This is a genomic window from Synechocystis sp. PCC 6803 substr. PCC-P, from assembly GCF_000284455.1.
Classification (GTDB): domain Bacteria; phylum Cyanobacteriota; class Cyanobacteriia; order Cyanobacteriales; family Microcystaceae; genus Synechocystis.
Map to the genome: position 1 here is coordinate 2,538,579 of NC_017039.1, position 25,379 is coordinate 2,563,957.

At 48.5% G+C, this 25,379-nt stretch carries 29 protein-coding genes and 1 pseudogene; 12 read left to right on the forward strand and 18 right to left on the reverse strand.

Features of this window, described 5'->3' with window-relative positions; genetic code table 11:
• Positions 1 to 68: 68 nt before the first annotated feature.
• Both SYNPCCP_RS11860 and SYNPCCP_RS11865 read right to left on the reverse strand, forming a co-directional pair.
• On the reverse strand, positions 69 to 1,133 hold the full coding sequence (locus SYNPCCP_RS11860; RefSeq protein WP_010873467.1) for an ABC transporter ATP-binding protein: 1,065 nt from the start codon (positions 1,131 to 1,133) through the stop codon (positions 69 to 71).
• Positions 1,112 to 1,972: a pentapeptide repeat-containing protein gene (locus SYNPCCP_RS11865; protein WP_010873468.1), complete on the reverse strand. Its 861-nt coding sequence runs from the start codon at positions 1,970 to 1,972 to the stop codon at positions 1,112 to 1,114. Before SYNPCCP_RS11865 ends, SYNPCCP_RS11860 begins: the two co-directional genes overlap by 22 nt.
• A 279-nt stretch (positions 1,973 to 2,251) precedes the next feature.
• Here SYNPCCP_RS11865 and SYNPCCP_RS11870 point away from each other — a divergent pair, with 279 nt between their 5' ends.
• Entirely contained in the window at positions 2,252 to 2,935 is a 684-nt protein-coding gene (locus SYNPCCP_RS11870; protein WP_223211282.1) for an SIMPL domain-containing protein, read from the forward strand.
• 37 nt (positions 2,936 to 2,972) lie between these two features.
• Here the strand turns inward: SYNPCCP_RS11870 and SYNPCCP_RS11875 are convergent, their stop codons facing one another.
• The 6 genes from SYNPCCP_RS11875 to SYNPCCP_RS11900 form a co-directional block, all read right to left on the reverse strand.
• A complete protein-coding gene (locus SYNPCCP_RS11875; RefSeq protein ID WP_020862157.1) occupies positions 2,973 to 3,626 on the reverse strand; it encodes a DUF4335 domain-containing protein in 654 nt (217 codons plus the stop codon).
• Positions 3,623 to 4,231 (reverse strand): DUF3038 domain-containing protein, encoded by a 609-nt coding sequence (locus SYNPCCP_RS11880; protein ID WP_020862156.1) that lies wholly within the window; start codon positions 4,229 to 4,231, stop codon positions 3,623 to 3,625. Before SYNPCCP_RS11880 ends, SYNPCCP_RS11875 begins: the two co-directional genes overlap by 4 nt.
• Positions 4,232 to 4,370: 139 nt before the next feature.
• Complete coding sequence (locus SYNPCCP_RS11885) at positions 4,371 to 5,630, reverse strand: DUF445 domain-containing protein (RefSeq protein WP_010873473.1); 1,260 nt, start codon at positions 5,628 to 5,630, stop codon at positions 4,371 to 4,373.
• Positions 5,631 to 5,775: 145 nt separating this feature from the next.
• Positions 5,776 to 6,276 (reverse strand): thioesterase family protein, encoded by a 501-nt coding sequence (locus SYNPCCP_RS11890; RefSeq protein WP_010873474.1) that lies wholly within the window; start codon positions 6,274 to 6,276, stop codon positions 5,776 to 5,778.
• 39 nt (positions 6,277 to 6,315) lie between these two features.
• Positions 6,316 to 7,278 (reverse strand): o-succinylbenzoate synthase, encoded by a 963-nt coding sequence (gene menC / locus SYNPCCP_RS11895; RefSeq protein ID WP_010873475.1) that lies wholly within the window; start codon positions 7,276 to 7,278, stop codon positions 6,316 to 6,318.
• Positions 7,279 to 7,381: 103 nt separating this feature from the next.
• Positions 7,382 to 8,590 (reverse strand): peptidylprolyl isomerase, encoded by a 1,209-nt coding sequence (locus SYNPCCP_RS11900; protein ID WP_010873476.1) that lies wholly within the window; start codon positions 8,588 to 8,590, stop codon positions 7,382 to 7,384.
• 46 nt (positions 8,591 to 8,636) lie between these two features.
• On the opposite strand from SYNPCCP_RS11900, the gene efp reads away from it, so the two are divergent.
• From efp to SYNPCCP_RS11915, 3 genes are all read left to right on the forward strand, one after another.
• On the forward strand, positions 8,637 to 9,200 hold the full coding sequence (gene efp, locus SYNPCCP_RS11905) for an elongation factor P (RefSeq protein ID WP_010873477.1): 564 nt from the start codon (positions 8,637 to 8,639) through the stop codon (positions 9,198 to 9,200).
• Between the two features lie 107 nt (positions 9,201 to 9,307).
• Positions 9,308 to 9,772 carry an acetyl-CoA carboxylase biotin carboxyl carrier protein gene (gene accB / locus SYNPCCP_RS11910; protein WP_010873478.1) on the forward strand — a complete coding sequence of 155 codons (465 nt, stop codon included), beginning with the start codon at positions 9,308 to 9,310 and terminating at the stop codon, positions 9,770 to 9,772.
• Between the two features lie 229 nt (positions 9,773 to 10,001).
• Entirely contained in the window at positions 10,002 to 10,895 is an 894-nt protein-coding gene (locus tag SYNPCCP_RS11915; protein WP_010873479.1) for a BMC domain-containing protein, read from the forward strand.
• 35 nt (positions 10,896 to 10,930) lie between these two features.
• Here SYNPCCP_RS11915 and SYNPCCP_RS11920 read toward each other — a convergent pair whose 3' ends face one another.
• Positions 10,931 to 11,416, reverse strand: coding sequence for a PIN domain-containing protein (locus tag SYNPCCP_RS11920; RefSeq protein ID WP_010873480.1), 486 nt, complete (start codon positions 11,414 to 11,416; stop codon positions 10,931 to 10,933).
• 9 nt (positions 11,417 to 11,425) lie between these two features.
• Entirely contained in the window at positions 11,426 to 12,211 is a 786-nt protein-coding gene (locus SYNPCCP_RS11925) for a hypothetical protein (RefSeq protein WP_010873481.1), read from the reverse strand.
• Positions 12,212 to 12,323: 112 nt separating this feature from the next.
• On the opposite strand from SYNPCCP_RS11925, the gene SYNPCCP_RS11930 reads away from it, so the two are divergent.
• Positions 12,324 to 12,587: a hypothetical protein gene (locus SYNPCCP_RS11930; protein ID WP_041425836.1), complete on the forward strand. Its 264-nt coding sequence runs from the start codon at positions 12,324 to 12,326 to the stop codon at positions 12,585 to 12,587.
• 156 nt (positions 12,588 to 12,743) lie between these two features.
• Here the strand turns inward: SYNPCCP_RS11930 and SYNPCCP_RS11935 are convergent, their stop codons facing one another.
• A complete protein-coding gene (locus tag SYNPCCP_RS11935) occupies positions 12,744 to 13,037 on the reverse strand; it encodes a PQ-loop repeat-containing protein (RefSeq protein ID WP_041425837.1) in 294 nt (97 codons plus the stop codon).
• Between the two features lie 172 nt (positions 13,038 to 13,209).
• Positions 13,210 to 14,688 carry a glycolate oxidase subunit GlcD gene (gene glcD / locus SYNPCCP_RS11940; RefSeq protein WP_010873482.1) on the reverse strand — a complete coding sequence of 493 codons (1,479 nt, stop codon included), beginning with the start codon at positions 14,686 to 14,688 and terminating at the stop codon, positions 13,210 to 13,212.
• Between the two features lie 153 nt (positions 14,689 to 14,841).
• On the opposite strand from glcD, the gene SYNPCCP_RS11945 reads away from it, so the two are divergent.
• Positions 14,842 to 15,165 carry a DUF3082 domain-containing protein gene (locus SYNPCCP_RS11945; protein ID WP_010873483.1) on the forward strand — a complete coding sequence of 108 codons (324 nt, stop codon included), beginning with the start codon at positions 14,842 to 14,844 and terminating at the stop codon, positions 15,163 to 15,165.
• A 164-nt stretch (positions 15,166 to 15,329) separates the two neighbouring features.
• Here the strand turns inward: SYNPCCP_RS11945 and SYNPCCP_RS11950 are convergent, their stop codons facing one another.
• Positions 15,330 to 15,752 carry a hypothetical protein gene (locus SYNPCCP_RS11950; RefSeq protein WP_010873484.1) on the reverse strand — a complete coding sequence of 141 codons (423 nt, stop codon included), beginning with the start codon at positions 15,750 to 15,752 and terminating at the stop codon, positions 15,330 to 15,332.
• Positions 15,753 to 16,089: 337 nt separating this feature from the next.
• On the opposite strand from SYNPCCP_RS11950, the gene SYNPCCP_RS11955 reads away from it, so the two are divergent.
• A complete protein-coding gene (locus SYNPCCP_RS11955; protein WP_231848036.1) occupies positions 16,090 to 17,568 on the forward strand; it encodes a WD40 repeat domain-containing protein in 1,479 nt (492 codons plus the stop codon).
• A gap of 103 nt (positions 17,569 to 17,671) precedes the next feature.
• Here SYNPCCP_RS11955 and SYNPCCP_RS17885 read toward each other — a convergent pair whose 3' ends face one another.
• Complete coding sequence (locus tag SYNPCCP_RS17885; RefSeq protein WP_020862148.1) at positions 17,672 to 17,845, reverse strand: transposase; 174 nt, start codon at positions 17,843 to 17,845, stop codon at positions 17,672 to 17,674.
• A gap of 58 nt (positions 17,846 to 17,903) precedes the next feature.
• Between SYNPCCP_RS17885 and SYNPCCP_RS17155 the strand changes: the two are divergent.
• A pseudogene (locus SYNPCCP_RS17155) lies at positions 17,904 to 18,026 on the forward strand (transposase); the annotation flags it as partial.
• A gap of 42 nt (positions 18,027 to 18,068) precedes the next feature.
• On the opposite strand, the gene SYNPCCP_RS11960 reads toward SYNPCCP_RS17155, so the two are convergent.
• The 3 genes from SYNPCCP_RS11960 to sixA form a co-directional block, all read right to left on the reverse strand.
• Positions 18,069 to 19,238: a pyridoxal phosphate-dependent aminotransferase gene (locus SYNPCCP_RS11960; RefSeq protein WP_010873487.1), complete on the reverse strand. Its 1,170-nt coding sequence runs from the start codon at positions 19,236 to 19,238 to the stop codon at positions 18,069 to 18,071.
• Positions 19,239 to 19,360: 122 nt separating this feature from the next.
• Positions 19,361 to 20,554: a citrate synthase gene (locus SYNPCCP_RS11965; RefSeq protein ID WP_010873488.1), complete on the reverse strand. Its 1,194-nt coding sequence runs from the start codon at positions 20,552 to 20,554 to the stop codon at positions 19,361 to 19,363.
• A gap of 193 nt (positions 20,555 to 20,747) precedes the next feature.
• Positions 20,748 to 21,242, reverse strand: a complete 495-nt coding sequence (gene sixA / locus SYNPCCP_RS11970) for a phosphohistidine phosphatase SixA (RefSeq protein ID WP_010873489.1) — start codon at positions 21,240 to 21,242, stop codon at positions 20,748 to 20,750.
• A gap of 62 nt (positions 21,243 to 21,304) precedes the next feature.
• Between sixA and SYNPCCP_RS11975 the strand changes: the two genes are divergently transcribed.
• The 4 genes from SYNPCCP_RS11975 to SYNPCCP_RS11990 all read left to right on the forward strand — a co-directional run bounded on the left by SYNPCCP_RS11975 (position 21,305) and on the right by SYNPCCP_RS11990 (position 24,694).
• Entirely contained in the window at positions 21,305 to 22,108 is an 804-nt protein-coding gene (locus SYNPCCP_RS11975; RefSeq protein WP_010873490.1) for an alpha/beta fold hydrolase, read from the forward strand.
• 93 nt (positions 22,109 to 22,201) lie between these two features.
• Entirely contained in the window at positions 22,202 to 23,398 is a 1,197-nt protein-coding gene (locus tag SYNPCCP_RS11980) for a saccharopine dehydrogenase family protein (protein WP_010873491.1), read from the forward strand.
• Positions 23,399 to 23,423: 25 nt separating this feature from the next.
• On the forward strand, positions 23,424 to 23,639 hold the full coding sequence (gene thiS / locus SYNPCCP_RS11985; protein ID WP_010873492.1) for a sulfur carrier protein ThiS: 216 nt from the start codon (positions 23,424 to 23,426) through the stop codon (positions 23,637 to 23,639).
• Positions 23,640 to 23,713: 74 nt separating this feature from the next.
• The gene (locus SYNPCCP_RS11990) at positions 23,714 to 24,694 is read left to right on the forward strand and encodes a ribonuclease Z (RefSeq protein ID WP_010873493.1); all 981 of its coding nucleotides are present in this window, start codon (positions 23,714 to 23,716) and stop codon (positions 24,692 to 24,694) included.
• Here the strand turns inward: SYNPCCP_RS11990 and SYNPCCP_RS11995 are convergent.
• The gene (locus tag SYNPCCP_RS11995) at positions 24,676 to 25,359 is read right to left on the reverse strand and encodes a helix-turn-helix domain-containing protein (protein WP_010873494.1); all 684 of its coding nucleotides are present in this window, start codon (positions 25,357 to 25,359) and stop codon (positions 24,676 to 24,678) included. The two genes, SYNPCCP_RS11990 and SYNPCCP_RS11995, sit on opposite strands and share 19 nt — an antisense overlap.
• Positions 25,360 to 25,379: the final 20 nt, after the last annotated feature.

Below are 25,379 nucleotides of genomic sequence, written 5' to 3' on the forward strand. Positions count from 1 at the left end.
CGGTTTCCCGGTCTTAGAGCTTGGCGATCGCCCTGGATTTAAATGGGGGAGTAACGGACGTTTAATGCTCACTGGCTGGTGGTGATACCCCGTTCTCGCAGTTGGCGGATGAAATAATCTTCCAGGGAAGGGCGGGCCAGGTTCATGCTGATCAAACGGGCATTAAGACTGGGTAACGCATCCACTAGAGCTTGGACATCCCCTTGGTAATGGCCGTGCCAAACATCCTGTTCCTGACTTAAATTGGCTAGATATTTACCCAACGCCTCTTCTTCTCCTCCCTTGAGCACCACTTCATAGCCTTCGTCATTACCTAACACTTCCGCCAAAGAACCACTGCACAGCAATTCCCCCCGCGCCAAAATGGCAATGCGGTCACAAATTTGTTCCACGTCCGCCAAAATGTGGGAGTTGAAAAAGATGGTTTTGCCCTGTTCCTTGAGGGAAAGAATAATTTCCCGCACTTGGTAGCGCCCCAGGGGGTCCAAACCGGACATGGGTTCATCGAGGAAAACGACTTCAGGATCGTTAATCAATGCCTGGGCCATGCCCACCCGTTGCAACATACCTTTGGAATATTGTCGCAATTGCTTCTTTTTGGCGGTTTTTTGGGCTAACCCCACCAGGTCACACATGGCCAGAATGCGCCGTTGTCGTTCCTGTTTCCCAATTTGAAACAGACTGCCGATGTAATCCAAAAATTCCCAAGCGGTTAAAAAGTCATAAAAGTAGGCATTTTCCGGTAGGTAGCCCACCCGTTGTTTAGTCTGGCGATCGCCGATGGGTTTGCCTAGTAGAGTACCCCGGCCACCGCTGGCACGAATTACCCCCAAAAGAATTTTTAACAGGGTAGTTTTACCTGCTCCATTAGGACCCAGTAAACCAAAGGTTTCCCCTTGCTGTACGGCAATGGACAAAGGTTTAAGGGACTCCACCTTCTGATTCATCCAAAAGCCGGTGCGGTAGATTTTGCTAATTTCCCAAGTTTCCACCACATTGGCCTGAATCGGTGGCTTTTCCTCAGCGGCGATCGGAGTTGACACAACCATTGCTCTTTTTCCTCCCTGAAAAAATCCTGCTCCCAAGAGCGAGTCACTAAATATACTAAATATTAAGTAACATCGAAAACGCATTGATCGGTTTCGATCATGGTGGGAAAAGTCTTAAAAATGACTGTGCAGGATTTGACATACTGCTGAGCCCATTGTTGAGCCAACTCAATTTGCTTTGGGGTCAACTGTTCCTGCTTGGCCCCTTGATAGTTAAGTTTAACGATCTTTTTATCCACCTCAAACTGGGCAAACCATTCTTGTTTGGGCCGGGCCGATTGTAGATAACGGCTAGCCATGGTACTGCCCAAATAATGATTACCCAAATTACCTAAATATTCAAAAGTCAACAACAGGTCTTCCACCGTCAAGCTAGTGGGTAGGGGCGCTGGGGATTGAGTCTGAGCTTCAGTTTGAGGATCAGGAGTAGCGCTCCCTGTTTCTTTAATCAGACCAAAGTTTTCCGGTCTAAAGCCAGCATCAAACTGGGTTTGTTGATTGTATTTTGCCTTGCTTAACTTTGCTCCGGTTAAGTCTGCCCCCGTCAGCAAGGCTCCATGCAAACAGGCATCTTCAAGATTAGCCCTGGTTAACAAAGCTCCGGCACAAAGGGCATTGTTTAAATGAGCTCCCTGGAGGTTGACTTTAAGCAAAAAAGTTTTTATTAGAGATGCTTGCCTTAGGTCCGCCTTAGCTAAATTCGCCCCCGACAGATCTGCATTGTTAAAATAGCATCCCTGTAATTTACAGCCTTGCAAATCCGTTCCTCGCAGGTTAGCTTCACTGAAGTCCGATCCGCTAAAATCCGCCCCTGCTAGGGTGAAGCCATGGAGGTCAATGTGCCGTAGGGCTAAGTTGGGAAAATTGCGTTCCCCTACCTGGTACTGACGAAGAATTGCCTGGGCTTGATTATTGTCTACCATCGAAAATTTTTCCGCTGCCGAGACTGCCGGTCAATTAAGATTAACCCTATCTAGTGCAAACCATAGCATTGAGTGGGTAACTTGTTGTCAACCCTTCATTGTACCTTGCAAATATGGAGCAGGGGTTAGCTTCCATACTCCAGCTAAGTCCCTCCAAAGTATTGGTATTTGGAGGATTTGGAACTTTCCCTTTGAGCATCAAAAAGAAGGGTGCGACCAAAATTTTTTTCTAGGAGGCCAACTATGGGCATATCAAAACTTTCTAAATTTTCTGCATCCGTGCTCTTGTCCGGTGCGATACTCACCACCTTGCCCCCCTCTCCCCTCTGGGCTAACGAAATGCAACAATTGCTCACTGTCACCGGCCAAGCTTCGGAGTCTGTCCCCACCACCCTAACGGAGGCTCAGCTAACAGTGGAAGTCCAAGCCGATACCGCTGACCAGGTGCAAACGGCGATCGCCGAACGGAGTAACCGTCTGGTGGCCTATCTACGCAGTCAAAGGGTGGATAAATTACAAACCCAAGGACTCCAACTCCAACCCAATTATGTTTACAGCAATAACGAAAGAAGACTGGAAGGTTACATCGGCAGTAACACCGTCAGTTTTCAGTACCCAAGCGACCAAGTGGGAAAAATCCTTGATGAAGCTGTGCGGGCCGGGGCCAGTCGCATCGATGGTATCCGCTTTATTGCCACTCCTGAAACCCTCAAAGCGGCTGAGCAAAAGGCCCTAGTAGCCGCCACCGCCGATGCCCAAGCCCAAGCTCGGGTGGTGTTGTCCAGTTTGAATCTAACGCCTCAAAACATTGTCCGTATTGTCATTAACCCTAGCCCGGACCAACCCATGCCCCTTTTTCGGGGCGCCCTGGCCGCCTCCCCCATGGCAGAGTCTGCTCCCACCCCCATTATTAGCGGTGACCAAACAGTGCAGGCCACAGTAACTTTGGAAATTGCCTATTAACTAATGTCAAATGATAAGCCTTATTTTCCTAGATCTGTTAAGGAGTGGGGCCATTGGGGGGATTGCCATTACCCGGCTGGACCAAATTAGGGGGGTTGCCGGGGTTCCCTTCCGGCTCCCGAATTTCGGGGATGGGCAGCCAGTAGAGCACCAGGGCAAAAACCGCTAAGCCCAAAGCTCCCAAGCTGGCAGGAATGGCCCGTTGCACAAAGGGTTCATCCGATTGTCGGTGGCGGCGGGACAGGGGCTCCAGGGTAAGGGAAAAATCCGGTAAGGTATGCCGATCGCCAATAAACTGATCCACCGCTTCCACTAGGTCAAAAAGTTCCACAGTGCTTAGGTCAACGGCGATCGCCTCGGAGGATTCATCGGCCGGCGGATGCCACACCAAACGGTGCAGGGCCTGATCCGGCAGGGGCATTAACTCGGCCCATTCCCCATTTTCCCCCTTGGTTTCTGCGGGGTGGGGAATCCCACTCAAACAACCCTGGGCGTAACTGTTGACCGCCTTGGCCAAGGCTTCCAGAAAAGCCCTCCCCCCCTCTAAACTTTGATTGGTACTGAGAAACTGACAACGGGCATTGAGAATGATTTGCAAATCCCCGTTGCTAGAACCGGGGTCAGTGCCGCTGGCCATGCCCTCCAGGGTGAGGGTACAGTTGGGTAGGCGATAGGGTCGTTGAATATTCAAGCTACTTCTCCGTCAAACAAGCTGATCCATAAACGTTCCATGCCAATGGTGCCGGTGCAAAACATCAATTGGTTAAGCAAACCCAGGGCAAAATCGTCCATGGCCGGTTCCGAAGCCAACAACACCGATACTTTAGCCCGGCGGGGATTCATCCGGCTACTAAAATGGGAACGGAATTGGTCTAGGTAATCCGACAGTAAAAAATTGGTGCCCACTGGCAACTGTTTGGCTCGCATTTGTCGTTCCGCAATTAGTAATTGCCGCATGGTTACATTTAACGGCTTGGCCTGGTAGTGGGCGATCGCCGTCAGGGCCTTAGCTTGGTCTAGGGTGAGTAGGGTGCGGTTATAGGAACGTCGCCAGGGGTTAGTACAGCGTAACCGCCACAGGGCTAGAGCATGGGGAATGATGGATTGCAAACCTAAACTTTCCGCACTGGCTAACATTTTCGACGCCGAGCCCACATCCAAAGCCTCGATCGCCAGTAATAGCAAATCAAGGCGTTGCTGTAACTGGCTGGCACACCGCTGATTAGACAGGGGAAAATCCGGCAAAGTTTTTAGCACAGCGGCCTGTTCTTCAACAACAACAGCGGCATCAGACATGGGCGAAGTTAACACAGGCTGAGTTGGGCAAAGGAAAATAACAGTAAAAAGGGCGACCAAAGGATCGGAGGAAATGACCTAAACAACGATCTAAACTCTGACACTGCCAACCATGGTATCGCATCGGGTCGGACTCCCATCAAAAACCACGGCTGACCAGGAAAAAGCCAGTCTGCAGACCACCAATAATCAACCCTAGCACTCCCCCCAAGTTGACAATGGCCTGGAGTTCGCTGCGCACAATGGCCTGGACAGCGGTTTCCAGCTCGGCGGCGGGGGTTTCATTAATACGGTTGATAATCACCTGGTCAATGGCCAGGATGGGGATAATTTGCTTAACAATTTTTTCTAGGTCATCCTCCAAATACCGTTCCAAAATTGAGGCCAATTCCTCACTTACCAAGCCCAAGGAGCCGGTTACCGCTGTGGAAGACTGGAGCCGATTGACAATGAGCACCGCCACATTATCCCAATCCACCGAGCTACCAAAATCCTTCAGCAATGGTTCCCCCCGCTCCCGAATATAGGTCCGCACCACTTCCCCTGTGGTCCGCCGTAGTTGTCGCACCGTCGAAACCGGTAAATTTTCCAGGGACAATTGCTGTAGCCAGTCCTTGAGGCGATTCCGAATTTCTAGGGAAAGCAATAATTCCTTCAAGCGTAAATTGGCCGTTTCCTTTTCCTCCAGGCAAAAAGCCCGCAAACGGGTGAGGGAATTACGCACCCCAAATAAATTGGCCACCACCCAATAGGTGCCACTGGTTTTTTCTCGAAAACCCTCATCAATCACCTGGATATTGCGATCGCTCAAAAAGTCCACCAACGCCAAACGAATCGTGTCCGGCGGCAACACTGTGCCCAGTAACCAATCAGCAAACTGACGGGATTGTAATTCCGACAGCCGAAATTCCAGCAAAATTTGGTCAAAAATACGGTTAATCTGGTCCGAGAGAAAATTATCCTGCCGAGCCAGGGCTTTTAATAGGCGGGGTAAAGATTCACTAAATAAATCTCGTAAAATATTGGCGAGAATTTGGGCGGTTTTTTGTTGCTTATCTTCCCGAATTTGCTTTAGGGCCAATTGCAATAACCATCCTAAAGCTCCCTCTACCCGCTCCCGTTGCAGTAGTTTACGGGCCAGCCGTTGTAGCTCCTCCGGGGTCAGCAAAGAACCCATAATGGTGTCGGAAACCCTCTTAGCCAGTCGTTCCTGGTTGCGGGGAATTAATCCAGGAGTAAAGGGGAGTTGATAGGGGCCCAGAAAGAGAGGTTTGTAGGGACGAAAGAGCATTTTGATGGCTAAATCGTTGGTGAAATAGCCAATAATTCCCCCCGCAATGGGTGGTAAAGCTAGGGAGAGGAGTAGGGAGTAATTAATCATCATCAAAGGCAAGGGCATGGAATCCCCGACCCAAACTGAACGGTATGGAAGTTTTGTTTAAGTAATGGTTGCGAAAAGGGAAAGTTAAAAGTTCTCGTCAGTGCCAACAAACAAATTTCCCCTCCTTCCCAAGGTAGTAAATACTGCAATGGCGGATCAAAGATCACTGTCTCAGCTTTAGTAAATGTTCCTGTACCACCGGTGGTAAACGGCGCATAATTTTGCCCTTGGCAGGGTCGATCGCCACTAGGGTAATTTTGCCAGTTACACAGGGTTCCCCGGTTTCCAGACAAACAATTTGATTTTGCCATTCCAGCCGCACTTTCTGAATTTCTTGCATTTGCACTTTAATCACTGCTGTTTGTCCCAAGCGGATGGCTCGGTGGTACCGTAGGGCCAGGCTCACCACAGGTAAATCACAACCCAGCTTGACCAAGTCGGCAAAATCCACTCCAATGGACCGCAAACATTCCACTCGGGCGGTTTCCAGCCAGGTTAGGTAGGTGCCATGCCAAACAACGCCGCCGTAATCAGTGTGGTGGGGTTGTACCCGGACCATAATCTCAAACCACTTTTCGGTCACAGCTTCCAGTTCCTGTTGGTGAACTAGACAATGGTCTCCCTGGGGGCTTGGGGGTAATTGGGGCTTGGGGGAATCACTCACAGTCAATCTAAAGGGGGCATTAAACAACGCTGATCCCCATCATACCGAGTCCGGGGTGGCCTCTGTTATGGGTTCCCTTAGGGGAGCAAAGCCAACGGCATGGTCTGGTAAGTTCCACTTTTGGGCCAGGGCCAACACTTGACCCCTGGCGATCGCCGTTTCAAACACGGAGGAAAAAATGGCGGGGATGGGATGGGTTTTTAACCAATGGTTCAGTACCCTAGGATTCCCCATGATGGCGGCTTTGAGGATGTAAAGCCCGGACCAACCTTTATCGTAGAGTTGGGCGAGTTGAGCTAAGCTGCATACCGCTTCGTCTAGGGCGATGGAGGTAGCAAAATCTTCTTGCAGTCGAAACATCTCGTCAATTTCCCCAGGAGGCAGGGGTTGCTCCAGGTATTGAATTTTGGGCCCAGAATTTTCCCTTTGGCGATCGAGGAGAGTTAACCATTGTTGGGCGATGTCCACACTCAAACCGCCGTTGGCATCGAGGCGAATTTGACAGCCTTCCGGTAACCGTCGCCATAACTGCCCATACAAATCCCTTTCTACAGCAAAATCCCCGACGCCAATTTTCCATTTAAACGTGCTAGCTCCCAACTGGGGATTGGAGGCGAGATAATCCAGGGCGGCCTCCCCTGTAGGCAAAAGTTGACAGTAACTGAGAGAGTTGGGGGAATTTTCAATCACACTGCCGCTCTCTAACTCCCACTCCGCTGAGCCAAAGGCAAACCCACAACAGGGTAGGCGATCGCCAATTTTCTCAATTTGCGCGGGGGTAATCCGACCTTTTAAACTGCGGCAAAAATCCGTGGCGCTGGCTAAATCTTCCGTGCCAAACCAGGGTAGGGGAGCAATTTCTCCTCGGCCCCTGTTACCCCTTTGGTCGGTTAACTCCACAATCAAGCCCCGTCGCCGTTGCCAATGGCCATGGGCTGTTACCACTGGCTTAGGCAGGGGGAAATTGTAGGAATAAAATTTAACGTGATAGGGTTTATCCATGGCCCAGGCTGGGATTAACGGCTACATTAATCTCAAAAAATAAAGAAAAGAGAGGTATTTTTACCTCCCTTAATAAAGTTTCTGACAATGGTTCACTGATTTATCAACTATTGCCGTTAACTAAATTGTCTGCACCGCTAATTACTTTGGCGGAAACAATTTTGTCCCCTTCACTCAACTGTTCCAACGTTTCTTTCCCGTCCACCACATAACCGAAGACCGAATAACGGCCATCCATCAAATTAAACCCCGGTGGAGTTAGCTCGGTATCAAACTTAAAGAAGAAAAATTGGGAAGAACCACCATTGGGTTCCGTTTCCGGCCGAGCCAAGGCGATCGCCCCGTAGGCATTGAAAGGTAAGGCCAATTCCGGTAAGTACATGCCGGCATCTTCCAAGGTCATGCCATAGATGGGGCCCTCTTCTCCCTTGACCAAAATTTCCAGGGGAATGGCCCGGTATTCTTTGGTTTGGGGGTCAATAAAGCCCGCTTCTGGCCCTGGGGGATCCCCCGCTTGAGTCACAAAGAAATCTTCCGAACGGATAAAAGGTAAACCGTCATAGAATTTGCGTTGCACCAAATCCACAAAGTTACCGGCGTTAATGGGGGCGCTGTAGCCATCCACCACAATGGTCAGGGGACCCTTATTGGTGGTCATTTCCACCGTGGCCCGGCCCTTGAGTTGAGGAAGATTAGCAAATTCTTCAGGAATGGCAAAGGGGAAATCCGTCACCATCAGGGCTTCCAAATCCCCGATCGCCGTCAGGGCTGATTTACGGAAGCTAATCACCTGTTCTTTATCCTTAGCCTCTACTGCTTCGGTTAGGGCAGTTAAATCGGTTTTGATACTGCCCAATAAAGTTTCCGCCTCCGGTTGGCGATCGGCCGGTACCCCAGCAAGAATCTTATCTTCCTTCAAGGTGATGGTCAGATTAGCCGCCCGCACATCTTTTTTAATCGCCGGCCAACGCTTAGCCCGGATGTGGTTAGAAATATCTTCCAAGCTGTCCTGCAAGCGCCGCACCTCTGGATTATCGATGGGCAGAGCGTAGCGCAAAATGGCATTGGGATCCGTAATGGCATTGCCCTGGGCCAAAGCACCCAACAGCATCGGCTGGTTCAAAGGCAAGCTCCATCCCGGCATAGCCCATGTCAGAGATAGCATGGTTAGCAACAAGGACAACAAGCTCAATTGCAGGCCCCGTCGGGTAATTATCCCCAGGGGAGTTTTAATAATTTGCATCATAATGATTGTGGTTTGTTCTCCAGCATAGGGGGCAACAGCAAAATTTTCCCACTTCAACGCCCCCATCCCCTAGTAGAATGTTGGGTGAACTTTTGAGTCTTCCTTGGCTTCCATGATATCCAGTAACGATTTTCGCACAGGTACCAGTATTGTGATGGACGGCGCAGTCTGGAAGGTGGTGGAATTCCTCCACGTTAAACCAGGCAAGGGTTCCGCCTTTGTGCGGACCAAGCTCAAAAGTGTTCAAACCGGCAACGTGGTGGAAAAAACTTTCCGGGCGGGGGAAACGGTGCCCCAGGCCAACATCGAAAAATCAGTGATGCAACATACCTATAAAGATGGGGACCAATATGTCTTTATGGATATGGAAACCTTTGAAGAGGTGAGCATTGCCCCCGATACCCTGGGAGACAAGGCCAAATTCATCAAAGAGGAGATGGAAGTCAGCGTTGTCACTTGGGATGGCACCATTCTGGATGTGGAATTGCCTACCAGCGTTGTGCTGGAAATTGTTGAAACTGACCCCGGTGTGAAGGGAGATACGGCCACTGGCGGCACCAAGCCAGCCATTTTGGAAACCGGTGCCCAGGTAATGGTGCCCCTATTCATTGCCCAGGGAGAAAGGATTAAAGTTGATACCAGGGATGGTTCCTACCTAGGACGGGACAATGCCTAAGCTGTGCTTAACTTGATCAATTGGGTAGATGGATTTTAACCCGTAGGCTCATTGGTCAGCTCAAGCTTTACTAATCGTATTTTGTTGTATTGGGGGGTGGGTAATTCGTGGCTATTAACTTTACGGAACTGCGGGAATTGTTGGGGGTAATTTCCCAAAGTAATATCACGGAGTTCAGTCTAAAAAGCGGCGATTTTGAGGTGTCAGTCCGTAAGGATGGTATGGCCGGCGGCATCTCCGTTGTCCCTCAGGCGATCGCCCCCCAGCCTGCCCCGGTGGTTTCTGCCTCAGTTCCCTCCCCCGAAGTTGCGGCCCCATCCCCAGCGGATCAAAAGTGGACGGCGATCGTTTCCCCCATGGTGGGTACTTTTTACCGAGCCCCAGCCCCGGATGAGCCTCCCTTTGTGGAAGTGGGAGATGCAGTCAGCAAAGGCCAGGGAGTGTGCATCATTGAAGCAATGAAGTTAATGAATGAAATTGAAGCGGAAGTGGCGGGGCAAGTGATGGAGATTGTGGTGGAAAATGGGGAGCCGGTGGAATACGGTCAAACCCTAATGTGGATTAAACCCTAGAGGTCCCTTTAAAATGTCCTTTGCCCCGAAGTTTGCAAGGAACTTCGGTAAACCCCCCCCCTATCATTTGAGTTTTAGTGGAGCCATTTAGAATAGAAACCCAAATTTCGCGGCACAGGATCTAAACTCCATTCTGCTTGACCCTGGTTCGAGATACCGTTTGGGTGCTTCCAACTCGGTGGGTTATCATAGAAGGCGATCGCCACAGCGGCCCTGATCTTTTCCAGTTGTGCCGACTTCCCCAACAATGACTAGCGTCCCCATTGCCCGTTCCCCGCGCCCCAGTTATCAGCAAATAAATCAACATCAACCCAGTGATAGTGCCCTGGGGTTAGTCTCCACCAGAAGCTTTCCGGCGATCGTGGGGACAGCAGACATGATGCTGAAATCTTCCCAAGTGACCCTGGTGGGCTACGAAAAAATTGGCAGTGGCTACTGTACCGCAGTGGTACGGGGCAAGGTGGCCGATGTGCGCCTAGCAGTGGAAGAGGGGGCCAGAACAGCAGAACAGTTTGGCCAGTTAGTGTCGAAATTGGTTATTCCCCGGCCCATGCCCAACCTCCAGGCGGTATTCCCCATCGGTAGTCATCTGGTAGAACTTGCTCAACAGCAACGGGGTTACAGTCGTTTGAGCAATCGATCCATTGGCCTATTGGAAACCAGAGGTTTTCCGGCTATGGTGGGGGCCGCCGATGCCATGCTCAAATCCGCCGATGTGCAGCTAGCTTCCTACGAAATTATTGGAGATGGCCTTTGCACCGCCATTGTCCGGGGAACGGTGGCCAATGTGGCCATGGCGATCGAGGTGGGGATGCAGGAAGCAGAACGCATTGGGGAACTCCACGCAGTAATGATCATTCCCCGATTGTTAGAGGATTTGGAACATACCCTGCCAGTAGCCACCTATTGGTTGGACGAAAATGAACCTCTACCGATGTTACTGCCCAATCAAGTCCGGGAAAAACAACGGCAATTGGTGGCCTTACCGGAATTAGAAAAGGCTGTAGTACCCCAACGTCAGGCAAAACCGTTGCCTTTGCAAGAGAAAACAGAAGCTCCCTTAGTTCTAGAAAAAGAGGCGGAAAAGCCCATAGTGGAAGTGCTAGGTCCAGAAATTGATTAGCTAAACGGGGCGTTAGAGGGCTATTGGAAGCCGGCTTAGGTATTTTGGGCATCAAGGAGATTTCCCTGAAGGGCTATGCTGGGCATTCTGCGGACCTCGATGATTTCCTTGCCCAACTTGTGTATGTCATCGTCTTCCGAGTAGATGCATGATGCTTTCTGGGCTAGGGCAACAGCTAAGACCATCATGTCAATTTTCATCTTTTCCCGCTGGATGCCTAATTCTTCCCTCAGCCCCCACTTATTGATATGGATTTTGCCGTATTCAATACTCGCTGGAACGTCAAATGGTACTATTTTGGTCCTTCGAGAAATCTCTTCCATGACTCTTGGGTTGTCTTGAGGATTGCATCCCATCAGTAACTCGGCAAAAACGGGAGCCGGTATAATGATATGGTTGCGGTTGGCTTCCAGCTGATTCATTAGAGCTTCTGCCTTTGGGATGTTTTCTTGACGGTCGGAGGATGATTGCCTTTGAATGCCCCACACGACAATATTTGTATCAAGACAAATAATACTCATTTCAGTGCATTAATCTCCATTTTGGCTTTCGGCAAAGTAGGAGACTGGGTCATCGATGTGGGAGAAAGCATCGCTGATACTCTGTTTAAGATGATTAAAGGTCTCTGTTATTGGGGAGTCTTGGTAGTCCGTGAACTCGATGATTTGAAAAGACTGGATTTCCATGTCATTCATTCTCCATTCGGCGTTCCCCCTGATGCCAACAATCTCATACAATCTTTGCCCAGCTTGACGAACGATCGCCTTTTTAGCATCACAGTAGAGTATTTTACCGGACATCATTTTGATCGCAACTTTGGGTTCACTGCCGCCGACTCGAATGATTTCTCCGTAGAGTGTGGTTTCCCCTTGCATTGTAATAGATGCAGGAATTTCTAATGTTTGATTGATTGAGGTTAGATATTTACGACTCCCATTGACGGCATAAAATTCCGTATTAAATCCTCCTTTCTTAGAGAGTTGACGAATCTTGGCAATGCTTTCAACGGTTTTTGAGGGAAGAATTTCGAGCTTGCGGGTCTCTATGCAATGGGAAACGGCTTCAAAGGCAGGAACCGTGATTTCGGGTAGACTAGGCTCATACTCCAGGATATAGCCATCACCTTTAACGTTTTTCAGACCGACTATGATGTCATTGGTACGGATCTCGGAATGCTTATCATGAACGTAAGTGCTGATTATTTCTTCTGTCGCTGCAATTAATTCGCCAATATCCTTCGACCTGACTTTGCCGGGGGATATCCCTGCTCCAGTCAAGCTTGTTTCAATCGTGGTATCTCCATAGCTTTGGGTCATTGTAGGTTGGCACGGAGTTGATTGCGTGGCCTCTACAGTGAGAATAACAAGTAATCGACTCTGTGGATAGATGGGAGAGGGTCAGCTTATTTGCTTTTTTTGACACTGCGCTATGGGATCATTCTGTCTTCCCTTTCTTACTCCGGAGTTGACGGGGCTTTTTCTTGGTGGTAGTCGCCAGTGCTACCGATTAATTGCCGGTGTGATTGAGTTATGTCCAGAATTGGAATTAATATTAAAGGAAATGAGGCGCTTGGGATGGACTGAAGAACGGGGGAGAGGTTATTTGCAGGAAAATTTTCGCAAGCGTTCTAGATATGAGTTAACAATTGAGGAATGTCAACTGTTTTTATTTTACCCACAAAATTTGCTGTAATTATTTAACCTTGCTAGTGAGTTTTTCCTGAATGATTGTTTGCTTATTGAGCAAATCATTTCGCTAGGCATTGGTAACATCTCTACAACTGCAGTTTTTTGATCGTAGGCGATCGCCAAAGGTACAGGTTAATTGGTTAACAAAAACTTTCTGGTTTTAAATAACAGGAAATACTTTGTAATAAATCATCACAAAAATAGTCAAGATATTAATGGCGTAGTTAAATAAAAGGGGCCACATATTAGCATCAGTTCTTGCCTGCTCATAAAGAACAAACACCAGCGTAAGGACTTCCCCGATAAACCACGATCCTAAAAACAAGGGAGACAAACCGTTAGCATTGCCATTCAGCCAACATTCGTAGGCCTGGGGGATGCCACAAACTGCCAACATGAAAGCGCCGATCCATCCTATGGCCCTGAGATTTTGATTTGCTGGTTCTTGTTGCATCGATGCTTTTTTAACGCTGGTTTAACAATGTGGAACGATTATCTGAATTTATCCAAATCCTATTTGCTCTAAAAGTTAATTAACCTTCCCATTTAGCCATTTTTAACCATTTGTTGACTTTCTCAGACTTTTTGGAGCCATGGGAGATTATTGTCAGTTTTTTGTTTTAGGGTCAATAAATTTCCTCCATTTTCTTGTCCTGGCCTAGGTTAAGCCGTTGGGCATTGGCCACTTCTCCACAACTGCGGGGGGTAGGAAAAAGCTTACCAGGATTAGCTAAGTTATCAGGATTAAAACATTGTCTGACCCATTGCATTGTTTCTAAATCTACTTCGTTGAACATATTGGGCATAAAGCAATTTTTATCAATGCCAATGCCGTGTTCTCCGGATAAACTTCCCCCCAATTCCACACAGCGTTTAAGGATTTCTCCCCCCAATTCTTCCACTTTTTCCCAGGCTCCTGGTACTTTTTGATCATACAAAATTAGGGGATGTAAATTACCGTCTCCGGCATGGAAAACATTGGCAATGGCAAAGCCATATTTCTTACTTAAATCATTAATGTCGCTTAAAATCTGTACCAATTGAGTCCGGGGTACCACACCATCTTGGACAAAGTAACTGGGGCTTAGTTTACCCGCCGCCGCAAAGGCCGCTTTTCTTCCTTTCCACATTTTTAGGCGGGTTTCTTGGTCGTAGGCGATCGCCGTGTTGCGGGCTCCATTGTTGCGGCAAATTTCTTCTACTTTGGCTTGGTTTAATTCCACTTCGATGGGCAGACCGTCCAGTTCCACTAACAAAATGGCCGCCGCATCCCTGGGGTAACAATTGGTGGCCACCACGTCTTCCACCGCATTGATGCTGAAATTGTCCATAATTTCCATGCCCGCTGGGACGATGCCCGCCGCAATGATATCGGCCACGGATTGGGCGGTGGCTTCGAGAGAAAGAAAATCCGCCAATACGACACAGATAGATTCTGGGGTTTTGAGAATTTTTAGGGTGATTTCTGTGGCGATGCCTAGGGTTCCTTCGGAACCAACAAATAAACCGGTTAAATCGTAGCCCGGCGTTTCGGGGACTTGCCCCCCTACTTCCACAATGGAGCCATCGGGAATAACCAGTTTCAAGCCCAGCACATGGTTGGTGGTGGTGCCATATTTCAAACAATGAACTCCACCGGAATTTTCCGCAATATTACCGCCAATGGAGCAGACAATCTGACTGGAAGGATCAGGGGCATAGTAAAAGCCAGCCCCACTAACGGTTTGGGTAACCCAGTTATTCACCACCCCCGGCTGGACAACAATGGTCTGGTTGTCGTAATCTACTGCCAAAATTTGCCGCATGCGAGTGGTGACAATCAATAGGCTATCGGCCCCCGGCAAGGCTCCCCCCGATAACCCTGTGCCAGCCCCCCTGGCAATCCAAGGAATTTGGCGATCGTGACAAAGTTTCACTATTGTGGCTACCTGTTCCGTTGTGCGGGGCAAAACCACCAGGGCCGGCCGTTGTCGATAACCCGTTAAACCGTCGCATTCGTAGGTGAATAGCTCGTCTTTGCGTTTAATTACTCCATCCTGGCCAACAATTTTTTCGAGCTGGGGAATAATATCGGTAACGGCGTTGACGGGGGAGAAAATGGCCATGGTGGGGAAGGGAAAAGTACCTATGCCAAATTCTAGTGGATTTTGCGGTGGACAGCAGCGTCAGTAGTACAATAGGGAAACTAGCTAGCGAAATTACGATTATTTTCAGCTATCCATTTGTTCGGCCCAAACCCTCGTCAAATTTTCCCAAATATGAGCGAAGATTCCCCCAAACCAGAAAAAAAAGAACCTGTTCCTCCTACGCCCCTACGATGTTTGGTCGGTTCCGGCATTTCCGCGACCTTAGCTTGGGGTTTATATCTTTTGACTTCGGCGATCGCCGTTAGTTTTGCCAGTAAGCCGGTGTTGTCTGATAAGCCCATTGTCCAGCGCATTGCTTCGGCGGTGAGAACTTTGGTGCTGGGATTAGCTTCCATGGGCACCTTTATTTTTGCCTTTGTGGCGATCGGCTTAATTTTGTTGATGGTTCAGTTAATTCTGCAAAAACAACCCGACCGTAATAATGGGGAAAGTTAGCTGGGGGAGTTTAGTTTTTCCAATCAACTTTAACGAAAAATCACCGTAAGAGCGTGCTTGAAAAGCCCCCAGCTCTAGCCATGGGGAGCATGTAAACCATGCAATTTGTAAAGTTGTGGAGCTAATTTCCCTCGTTATCTCTTCCATTTTAAACAATTGATGGCCTAATTTAAATAAAGGATGCCCACGGCTAAGCCAATAATCATAGTAATAGCTATTAAAACTGAACTAAAAATCATAAAATTTCTGTCGAACTTGATAAACTGAGATACGAGTTTGTTTAATTTTGGATCATCGAATGAATCCATACTGTTGGAAAGTTTAATCAATGGTTTTAGGCGTTTATATCCCTTTGAATAGGCCATATTGCCAACGTCTGGTTTCTGACGTATTTCCTCATAAATGTCCGGGTAATATTTTTTAATATATTCCATCAATTGATTATATTCTTGCAAATATTTGTAATTTAAAATGCAGACAGTAGCAGAAAAGACTAAAAGATAAAAAGCTATTGCCACTGGCACCGTAAGTTGTCCAATCTGAACTTTTCGACTGAAAATGGTAGTTATCTGATTAAAAGATGACATTTAATTCCGACCTCCAATGAGTGATTGTAAGCAGATGATTATTCTGAGTTAAGTGTATATCTTAATAACAAACATTGGGTTGCTAATGTAATTTGAACAGAAACTAAAGAAATCATCATTTTCTTAATTTAAATTCACTATTTTACCATTGCCATTGGTCGGCACGGGAGTGTATAAATGGCACTACCATATTGTTGAAAAACTAGACAAGCTCAGAGAACTGTATCTGTTTTTATGGCTGAGTTTGTCAGGATATGGACAAAGTTAGCCTAGTCTTTTGCCACGGCCATTTCTTATTGGGATAAAAGCGATGAGTTATCTGAACCTAGACACATTCATGACATTGGTTTTACCTAAACTCTTACGCATGACCCTGGTTAGTTTTGTAATTGCCAGTGTTGTGGGGTCAGTGGTGGGCTGGATCGCTACTCTAATTTGGCGGGGAAAAAATTTATCGGATTTATCAGATTCTCCCAACCCCAGGGGATGGTTAATCAAACCGGCCATATTTGGCTCCTTCATTGGTATGGTACTCATCGGCCTATTACCCATCGAAGCGAATCCAGCTTCCCTTGTTGGTGGCCCCTATTCGGGGCTGTGGTTTTTGATGATGTTTGTGTTTTTAGCTCCCCTCGGTTCCATTGCTGGGGCCGTTATCGGTGCAACCCTGGGAACTAAGCAGTTTTCTCAAATTAAGCGGGAAAAGTTAATTGGCATTGTTTTACTGTTAACCTACTTTTTTGCCACTGTTGTCCTTTATGTTGGCCTGGCTCCCCCGGCATTGGTCATGGAAAAACCGACCGGAAATGATCCTTTTCCGGTGGTAGGTGAACTGAAGGGTTATGAAAGTGGGCCTAAAGACCTTGCCCTCAGTGATAACGGTCAACAACTGGCGGTGGTAACGGTGCGATATGGGGAAGACAAGGTTGAAATTTGGGATTTGCCCCGCAAAAAGGTTTTATATTCCTTTAAGACCAAGCCCAATAGCTCAGTAACCCTAAAAGATATTCTTTCATCTCTAGAATTTAGCAAGGATGGCCAACAGTTAATCACTGCGGCTGTTCAGCAAGTGCAGGTGCGGGATTTAACCAACGGTGCAGTGCAAATGCGCTTAGAAGGAGGAGAATTAGCCTATCCGATCGCCGATAATAAGCTGGTAACGTTGGCGTCGGTGGATGCCTGGGCAAATGAGCCAGAACCCCATAACATCAAGGTTTGGGACTTAGACACCGGGAAATTATTGCAAACCATTAATGCCGATCTGGCCCCCACGGAACGATTCAGTGTGCCCATTGCAATTAGTCCTGATGGTCGTTTAGTGGCTTTTCCCCCCGGACTTTATAGCGATCGCATTGAAATTTGGGATATAGGCAACCAGAAACAAGTTACAGCCCTAACCAGTAACCAGCCAGCGGGGGTTTTGTCCCTGGCATTTTCCCCGGATGGAGAACAATTGGCCGTTGCTCTGGGTCAAGGTGCCCCCCTTTCCGTTTGGGATTGGCGATCGCCAAAGCAAGTCAAGACCATTGCCAAGGCTGACCGGGCTGAAGTTTTGTATTGGACGGAACAGGGAATTTTTGTGGGTAGCGATGGTGCTTTCCAGGTGTGGGATCCACAAACGGGAGAGGCTCGGCAAAAGCTGGATTTACAACCAACAGAGGAAAGGGCAAAGAGTGATCTCCGATTTCCCCTTGGCCCCTCGGCTCTGAGCGCTGACCGTACAACTCTGGCGGTTTATATTCCTCAACAAGGTATCCGGGTCTGGCGGGTTGAGGTGGCCCCAAAAAAGCGGACAGGGGAGAAAGCTCTAAACTAAAAACCGCAACCGAGGAAAGTTTATGAGCCAAAAGAAAAGACAGTATAGCGCCGAATTCAATGCCACTTTGGCCTTGCAAGCAGTACAGCAAAGAGCGAGATAGTTAGGACAATTTTCTCAACGCTACATCAAATCCAGAAATCAGCGATTCTCCATTACTAACAAGTTGGGAAACATAACGTTTTAGTTTCGCCCAGAACTTCTCAATTTTGTTCAAGTCCGGTGAATATGACGGTAAAAATATAACCTCACCCCCAGCTTTTGCTATATCACGCATAATCCCGATTAAAACCCCCACAGGACTTACGCAAGATAGATGAGGTTAAGGTGGTAGGATGACTTTTTTCACTCGTTTAGATTACTGTCAGTATTTACTGAGCAGTCCAACTAACTACACCCTAACAAACCTTGCCAAGCATCTCGATGGCGTGAGCCATGACCGAATTAAACGTTACCTACAGGGAGTAAAACTGACTCCTCTCAACGGGTTGGACGGTTGCTCAAGCCAAAGTGCTGACAAACCGCTCTAACTCGGCCAAACCCTGTTTAATGGTGTCCATATCGGTAGCGTAGGAAAAACGCACACAGTCATCGGCTCCAAACGCCGCTCCAGGAATCACCGCCACCTGGTGGGATTCTAATAATCGGGCACTGAACTCCAGGGAATTAAGCCCCGTTTTAGCAATGTCCACAAAAACATAAAATGCTCCTTTCGGATTAGGACAACTCAGCCCTGCAATTTGATTGATGCCTTCCACTATCACCTGTCGTCTTTCTGTGAAGGCTTTGACCATGGTCTCCACACAGGTTTGGGGATTTTCCAGAGCGGCGATCGCCCCGTACTGGGCAAAGGTACAAACGTTGGAGGTGCTATGGCCCTGGATGGTGCTACAGGCTTGGATTAAGGGTAATTCCCCCGCCAGGTAACCCACCCGCCAACCGGTCATGGAATAACTTTTGGCAAAACCGTTACTAATGATGGTGCGTTGGAAAATCTCGTCGTTCACCGCACCAATGCTGAGGTGCTCTGTGCCATCGTAGAGAATGCGCTCATAAATCTCATCGGAAACTACGTATAAATCCTCATATTCCAAAATCACCGCCGCCAAAGCCCTAATTTCGGCAGGAGTGTAAACTGCCCCGGTGGGATTGGAAGGAGAATTCAGCACAAACAGCTTACTTTTGGAGGTAATGGCCTGCCGTAGTTGCTCTGGGGTGATTTTGTAATCCGTGGCCGCTGTGGTGTTGACAATAACTGGGGTTCCTTCGGCTAAACGCACCATTTCTGGATAACTGAGCCAATAGGGGGCGGGAATAATTACCTCATCCCCCTGCTCAATCATGGCTAGCATTAGGTTAAACAGGGAATGTTTACCCCCATTGGTCACCAAAATATTGGCCGCCTCGTAGGGCAAATTATTCTTTTCCCGTAACTTTTTGGCGATCGCCTGACGGAGGGCCGGTTCTCCGGCGGCGGGGCCATAGCGGGTCTTCCCTTCATCCAAGGCTAATTTGGCCGCCTCCACAATGTGGGGGGGAGTGGTAAAATCCGGTTCCCCAGCGGTAAAGCTAAGCACATCAATGCCCTCAGTCCGCATTGCCTTGGCCTTTGCCGTAATTTCAAGGGTGATGGAAGGCACAACTTGGCTAACTCGCTGGGTTAGTCGCATAATCAAAACATCCCTGGGGTAAACAACAGCAAAAAATGGCTAAGGCTAGTCAGACAGAGCATGCCAACCCCAGCAAGGGAGCTGGAATTGAGCCGATTTAGATCAACACGATTAAGCTCAGTTTAAATAATCGCATTGGGGTCTTCATTGCGGGCCACGGAAACTACCCGTTCTGTCATGGGAACATAAGATAAATTATGGTCACCGATGTAAATTTGGGTAGGACGGTAAATTTTATTGACTGATAATTGTTCCTTCCAGTGGGCCAACCAACCCGCCACCCTGGCGATCGCAAATAGGGGCGTAAACAGATCGGCGGGGATGTCTAGCTTGCGGTAAACCAAACCGGAATAGAAGTCCACATTGGGGTAAATGCCCTTTTGACCCACGTATTCTTCCACTACTTTTTCCAACTCCACTGCGATTTCGTAATATTCGTCGTGGCCCATTTTGGCAAATAACTGTTCAGCCAAATCCTGCAAAATAATTGCCCGGGGGTCTTTGACTTTATAAACTCGGTGGCCAAAGCCCATGATGCGCTGTTTGTTGGCCAGGCATTTTTCCACGTAGGGGCGGACATTTTCCACTGAGCCAATTTCTTCAAGCATATTTAGCACTTCTTCGTTGGCTCCCCCGTGGAGCGGCCCCGCCAAAGTCCCCACCGCCGAGGCAACCACTGCATAGGGATCCGTGAGAGTAGAAGCCGTTACCCGGGCCGAAAAGGTGGACGCATTCATGGTGTGCTCAGCATGGAGGGTCAAACACACATCAAACACTTTGGCGGCAAAGGGGTCTGGCTCCTTCTCCGTCAGCATGTAAAGGAAGTTGGAAGCGTAATCCAATTTATCATTGGGCTGAATGGGATCGTTACCCTCCCGGATCATGTGGAAAGCTGCCACCATGGTGGGGATTTTGGCTAACAGACGCACCACCGCCGCCCGGATATATTTGGGGTCATCCAAGGCCCGTCGAGCATAGAACAATCCCAAGGCCGCCGCTGAAGTTTGCAAGGCATCCATGGGGTGCCCTGTTTCGGGAAAACATTTCATCATGTCCCGGATGTGGTACTTAATGCGTCGATGGGTGCGAATTTCGTACTCAAACTCTTCGATCTCTGCCTGGGTGGGCAATTTACCCCAGATGAGCAGATAGGCTACTTCGATAAAACTACTGGATTTGGCTAATTCTTCGATGCGAATGCCCCGGTACTCCAAAATACCGTCGGTGCCATCCACATGGCTCACCCTCGATTTAGCGGCGGGGACTCCGGCTAGGCCTTCTTTAAACACTTCGTTATCAGTCATCATATAATTCACCTATAACGGACAATGCCACTACTGTTGTTGCTTAGAGATTTGGATTAACAAAAAATTGCGCCGGCCCGGGCCAGCCTGTCCCCATATCCATATTAGGGAATCTGAAGGAATTCTGGAAATTTACCTTCACCCCTGGATTGAGCCCAGTACTGGTCCGACGAGCTTCGATCATTCGATCAATTGTGGGCTAGATCTAGACCAGCCAACGGGGGGGAGTGAGCAAAAACAGTTGCCCTTCACCCGGTGGACAGTCCCAGGAAGGCAACGTTAAACCAATAATGCCAGCTTTCTTAACAATTAATTTGCCTTGGGGGCTACCAAAAGTGAGATATTCAGCCCAGTTGGCCAAATCCGGCTGATGACCCACTAGGGCAAGGCAACGGTGACTGCGGTGGCGATATTCTTCTTTTAAATCATTGATGCCTTGGGGAATGTCTTCCCCGGGGGCGAGGGAGGAAAAGGTTTCCAATTGGGGTGCAAGCCCCTGGTCCATGAGAATCTGTGCTGTTTGTTGAGCTCGTACTAAAGGACTAGTGAGAATGAGGTCAAATTCCACTCCGATCGCCTGGAGGCGTTGGGCCACTCGCTGGGTTTTGTCCTTACCTTTTTTAGTCAACTGGCGATCGCCGTCGGGGATATCCGGGGACTGTTCCTGGGCAATGCCGTGACGAATAAGGTAAAGTTCCATAGAAATGACCGATAAAATAGGGAAGTTAGAGGCGATGGGCCGGCAAACTCAAGCAGAAAGCCATGGAAAAATACAACATCCAAGTTTTAGGTAATGTTAATTCCCAAGAAACCTTAGTTTTTGCCCATGGGTTTGGGAGTGAACAAAACGCTTGGCGCTCTATCTATCCGGCCTTTGAAGAAAATTATCGCATTGTTTTATTTGACTTTCCTGGCAGTAAACCCGCTAATAGCAAAGATTTTGATATTCAAAATTACAATTCCCTCAAGGATTATGCCGATGATTTGATGGAGATCGCCCATTTGGCAGGGGTGCGTCAGGGAATTCTAATTGCCCACTCTGCTAGTTGCATGATTGGGGTGCTAGCCAGTTTGCGGGATCCGAATTTGTTTAAGGGCATGGTTTTCATTTGTGGTTCCCCCCGCTATCGGGATGATGGGGATTATAAAGGCGGTTTTAGCCAAGAAAAAATCGCCACAATTCTCAATGAAATGAGCCATAACTATGCCGAGTGGATTCGCACCTATGCCCCGGCGGCGGTTAATGATCCCAACAAGCCAGAATTGGTGGAAGAATTTTCCCATTGTCTTTTGCAACTGCGTCCTGACATTGGCTTGGTGGTATTTAGTCTCATCATCATGTCCGATTACCGTCGGGAGGTGGCCCAGGTGGAGATCCCGACCTTAATCGTGCAACCCCAGGAGGACATTTTTGTGCCGCCCACAGTGGGGGCTTATCTTTACAGGATTATGAAAAATAGTGAACTTTATTGGATTGATACTCCGGGGCATTTTCCCCATCTGGCTAACCCAACGGAAATCACCAAGGCGATCGCCGATTATTTACAGGAAAATGAATTCGTTTAACTGGTGACCCTAAGACAGGTTTATGGCGCGGGGCTTCTCGCGTTTTAAGCTAATATTTGGGGGACAGCTTTTGGGGCACTGGAGGGTTTAACAATGGCTAAAGTAATGATTGTGGGAGCTGGGGGCGTGGGCAGTGTGGTGGCCCACAAATGCGCGGCTTTAGAGGACTTTACAGACATTCTTCTGGCTAGTCGCACGGTGGCCAAATGTGATCAAATTGCGGCTCACATTGGTTCCCCCAAGGTTAAAACTGCTGCCCTGGATGCTTTTCAGGTTAGTGACACGGTCAAACTCCTACAGGACTTTGGGGCCGACTTGCTCATTAACGTGGCTTTGCCCTACCAGGACTTGGTGTTGATGGATGCTTGCTTAGAAGCGGGGGTGGATTACCTCGACACCGCTAATTACGAGCCTCCCGACGTGGCCAAGTTTGAATATAGTTGGCAGTGGGCTTACCAAGACAAGTTTAAGGATGCCGGGTTAATGGCTCTGTTGGGTTGTGGCTTTGACCCAGGGGTAACGGGAGTTTTTACTGCCTATGCCCTCAAGCACCATTTTGATGAGATCCATTACCTAGACATTGTGGATTGTAATGCGGGGAACCATGGTCAGGCCTTTGCCACCAATTTCAACCCAGAGATTAATATTCGCGAAATTACCCAAAAGGGCCGTTACCACGAAGATGGGGTTTGGCAGGAAATTGATCCCCTTTCCGTTCACCGGGATATTAACTATCCCCACATTGGCGATCGCCCTTCCTATTTGCTCTACCACGAGGAATTGGAATCCCTGGTGAAAAATATTCCTACCCTGAAACGGGCCCGCTTTTGGATGACCTTTTCGGAAGCTTACATTAACCATCTGCGGGTGCTGGAGGCGGTGGGTATGACCCGCATTGATGAAGTGGAATACCAGGGGCAAAAAATTGTCCCCCTACAATTTCTCAAGGCTGTGTTACCGGAACCCGCTTCCTTGGCGGAAAATTATTCGGGGCAAACCTCCATTGGTTGCTACATCAAGGGCGTTAAAGATGGTCAAGCCAAAACCTATTACATCTACAATAACTGCGACCATGCTGTCTGTTTTGCCGAAGTAGGCTCCCAGGCCATTTCCTACACCACCGGAGTGCCCGCCGCGTTGGGGGGACTGATGATGGTACAGGGCAAATGGAAGCAAGCAGGGGTATTCAATGTGGAAGAAATGGACCCCGATCCGTTCCTCGCCAAATTGGGGGAAATGGGTTTGCCCTGGCACGAAGTAGTCAACGGCCCTTTTCCTTTTGACGATTAGTGATTAGTTTTTAACTCAATTTTTAATGACTTCTGACCCCATTACCCTCCTCGTCAACGGCGATCGCCAAATCGCTTCTAGTCCAGTTACATTGCCGGATTTTTTGCAAAATCAAGGGTTTAACCTCCGCTTAATTGCGGTGGAATACAACGGTGAAATTCTCCATCGACAATTTTGGCCGGAAACCCAATTGCAAAACGGCGATCGCCTGGAGGTAGTTACCATTGTGGGAGGCGGCTAGCTTTTAATGGGGAGTGGTATAGCACCGCCTAGAATGGTTCTTAGCCCCAAATTTTTTTTGTAAGCACTTTTTCTGTGGAAATTACTTTTCTTGGTACCAGCTCCGGCGTTCCCACCCGTAACCGCAATGTTTCCAGCATTGCCCTCCGTTTACCCCAAAGGGCGGAATTGTGGTTATTTGATTGCGGAGAAGGCACCCAACACCAGTTTTTGCGCAGTGAAGTCAAAATTTCCCAATTGACCCGCATTTTCATTACCCATCTCCACGGCGACCACATTTTTGGGCTGATGGGTTTATTGGCTAGCTCCGGTTTAGCTGGCTCCGGTCAAGGTATTGAAATTTATGGCCCAGAGGGCTTGGGGGATTATTTAGAAGCCTGTTGCCGTTTTTCTAGTACCCACCTGGGCAAACGCCTCAAAGTTCACACTGTCCGAGAAAATGGGCTAATTTACGAAGATAAGGATTTTCAAGTCCACTGCGGTTTACTAAAACATCGCATTCCGGCCTATGGGTATCGAGTGGAGGAAAAGCAACGGCCAGGGCGTTTCAATGTGGAGCAAGCGGAAGCTTTGGGCATTCCCTTTGGTCCTATTTACGGCCAGTTAAAACAGGGAAAAACCGTCACCCTGGAAGATGGTCGCCGAATTCGAGGTCAGGACCTCTGTGAACCACCGGAACCGGGCCGGAAATTTGTTTACTGTACTGATACGGTCTTTTGTGAAGAGGCGATCGCCTTGGCCCAGGAAGCAGATTTGCTGGTACATGAAGCCACTTTTGCCCATCAGGATGCCCAGCTAGCCTTTGACCGGCTCCATTCCACTTCCACCATGGCAGCCCAGGTAGCTTTGTTGGCCAATGTCAAGCAGTTAATCATGACCCATTTCAGCCCCCGCTATGCCCCCGGCAATCCCCTGCAACTGGAAAATCTACTGGCGGAAGCCCAAGCTATTTTTCCCAATACCCGTTTGGCTAGGGATTTTTTAACGGTGGAAATTCCTCGCCGCACAGCCGATCCTGCCATCGCAATGTCAACCCCTCAGGCATCCCCTGCATAGCCGACCTTAGCCCGATACAGTAAAGCTTCGCTGCGTCGGTAACCCACGTAACGCACCATCACCATGGTCCCAACGTCTGGCCGTGGCCCTGGACCGATAAATTCATGGTATTGGGGATCGTAGGGCACCATTTCCCCCACAGTGGCGATCACCTCCACTTGCCATTGTTGAAGTAGGGTCGCGATGGGTTTAGTGAGGGGTAAAAGCTTTTGGGCTGGCCATTGGGGATTTTGTTGGGCGGCGGCGGCGGCAGTGGGCCATTGCAGTAACCAAGGCTCAAGAATTTCTAGAGCTTTTTGTTGCCATTGACTTTCCAATTGCTGGGATTGATAGGTCAATTGCCGTTGCAGTCTGGTATATTCCCCTTGCAATGCCTTAATGGTCTGCTGTAGTTGTTGGTTTTCCTCGATCACCGCTTGATCTTGTTCTATTTTTCCTAATTCGTTTCCTCCACCCAATTCTTGCCACAACTCTTCTAGGGTTAAACCCAAGGCGATCGCCAATTTGACCATAACGCCCAGGGGAATTTGTGCTATCAAACCCCGCTCTAAACGGTAGAGATACCAAGTGGAAATGTCTGCCGTTTCTGATAGTTTAGACAGAGAAGCATAACCAGCTTGCTCACAAAGTCGTTGTAAATTTTCTCGGTAAGGAATATTAGTCATAGGGAATTAACAAAATGATT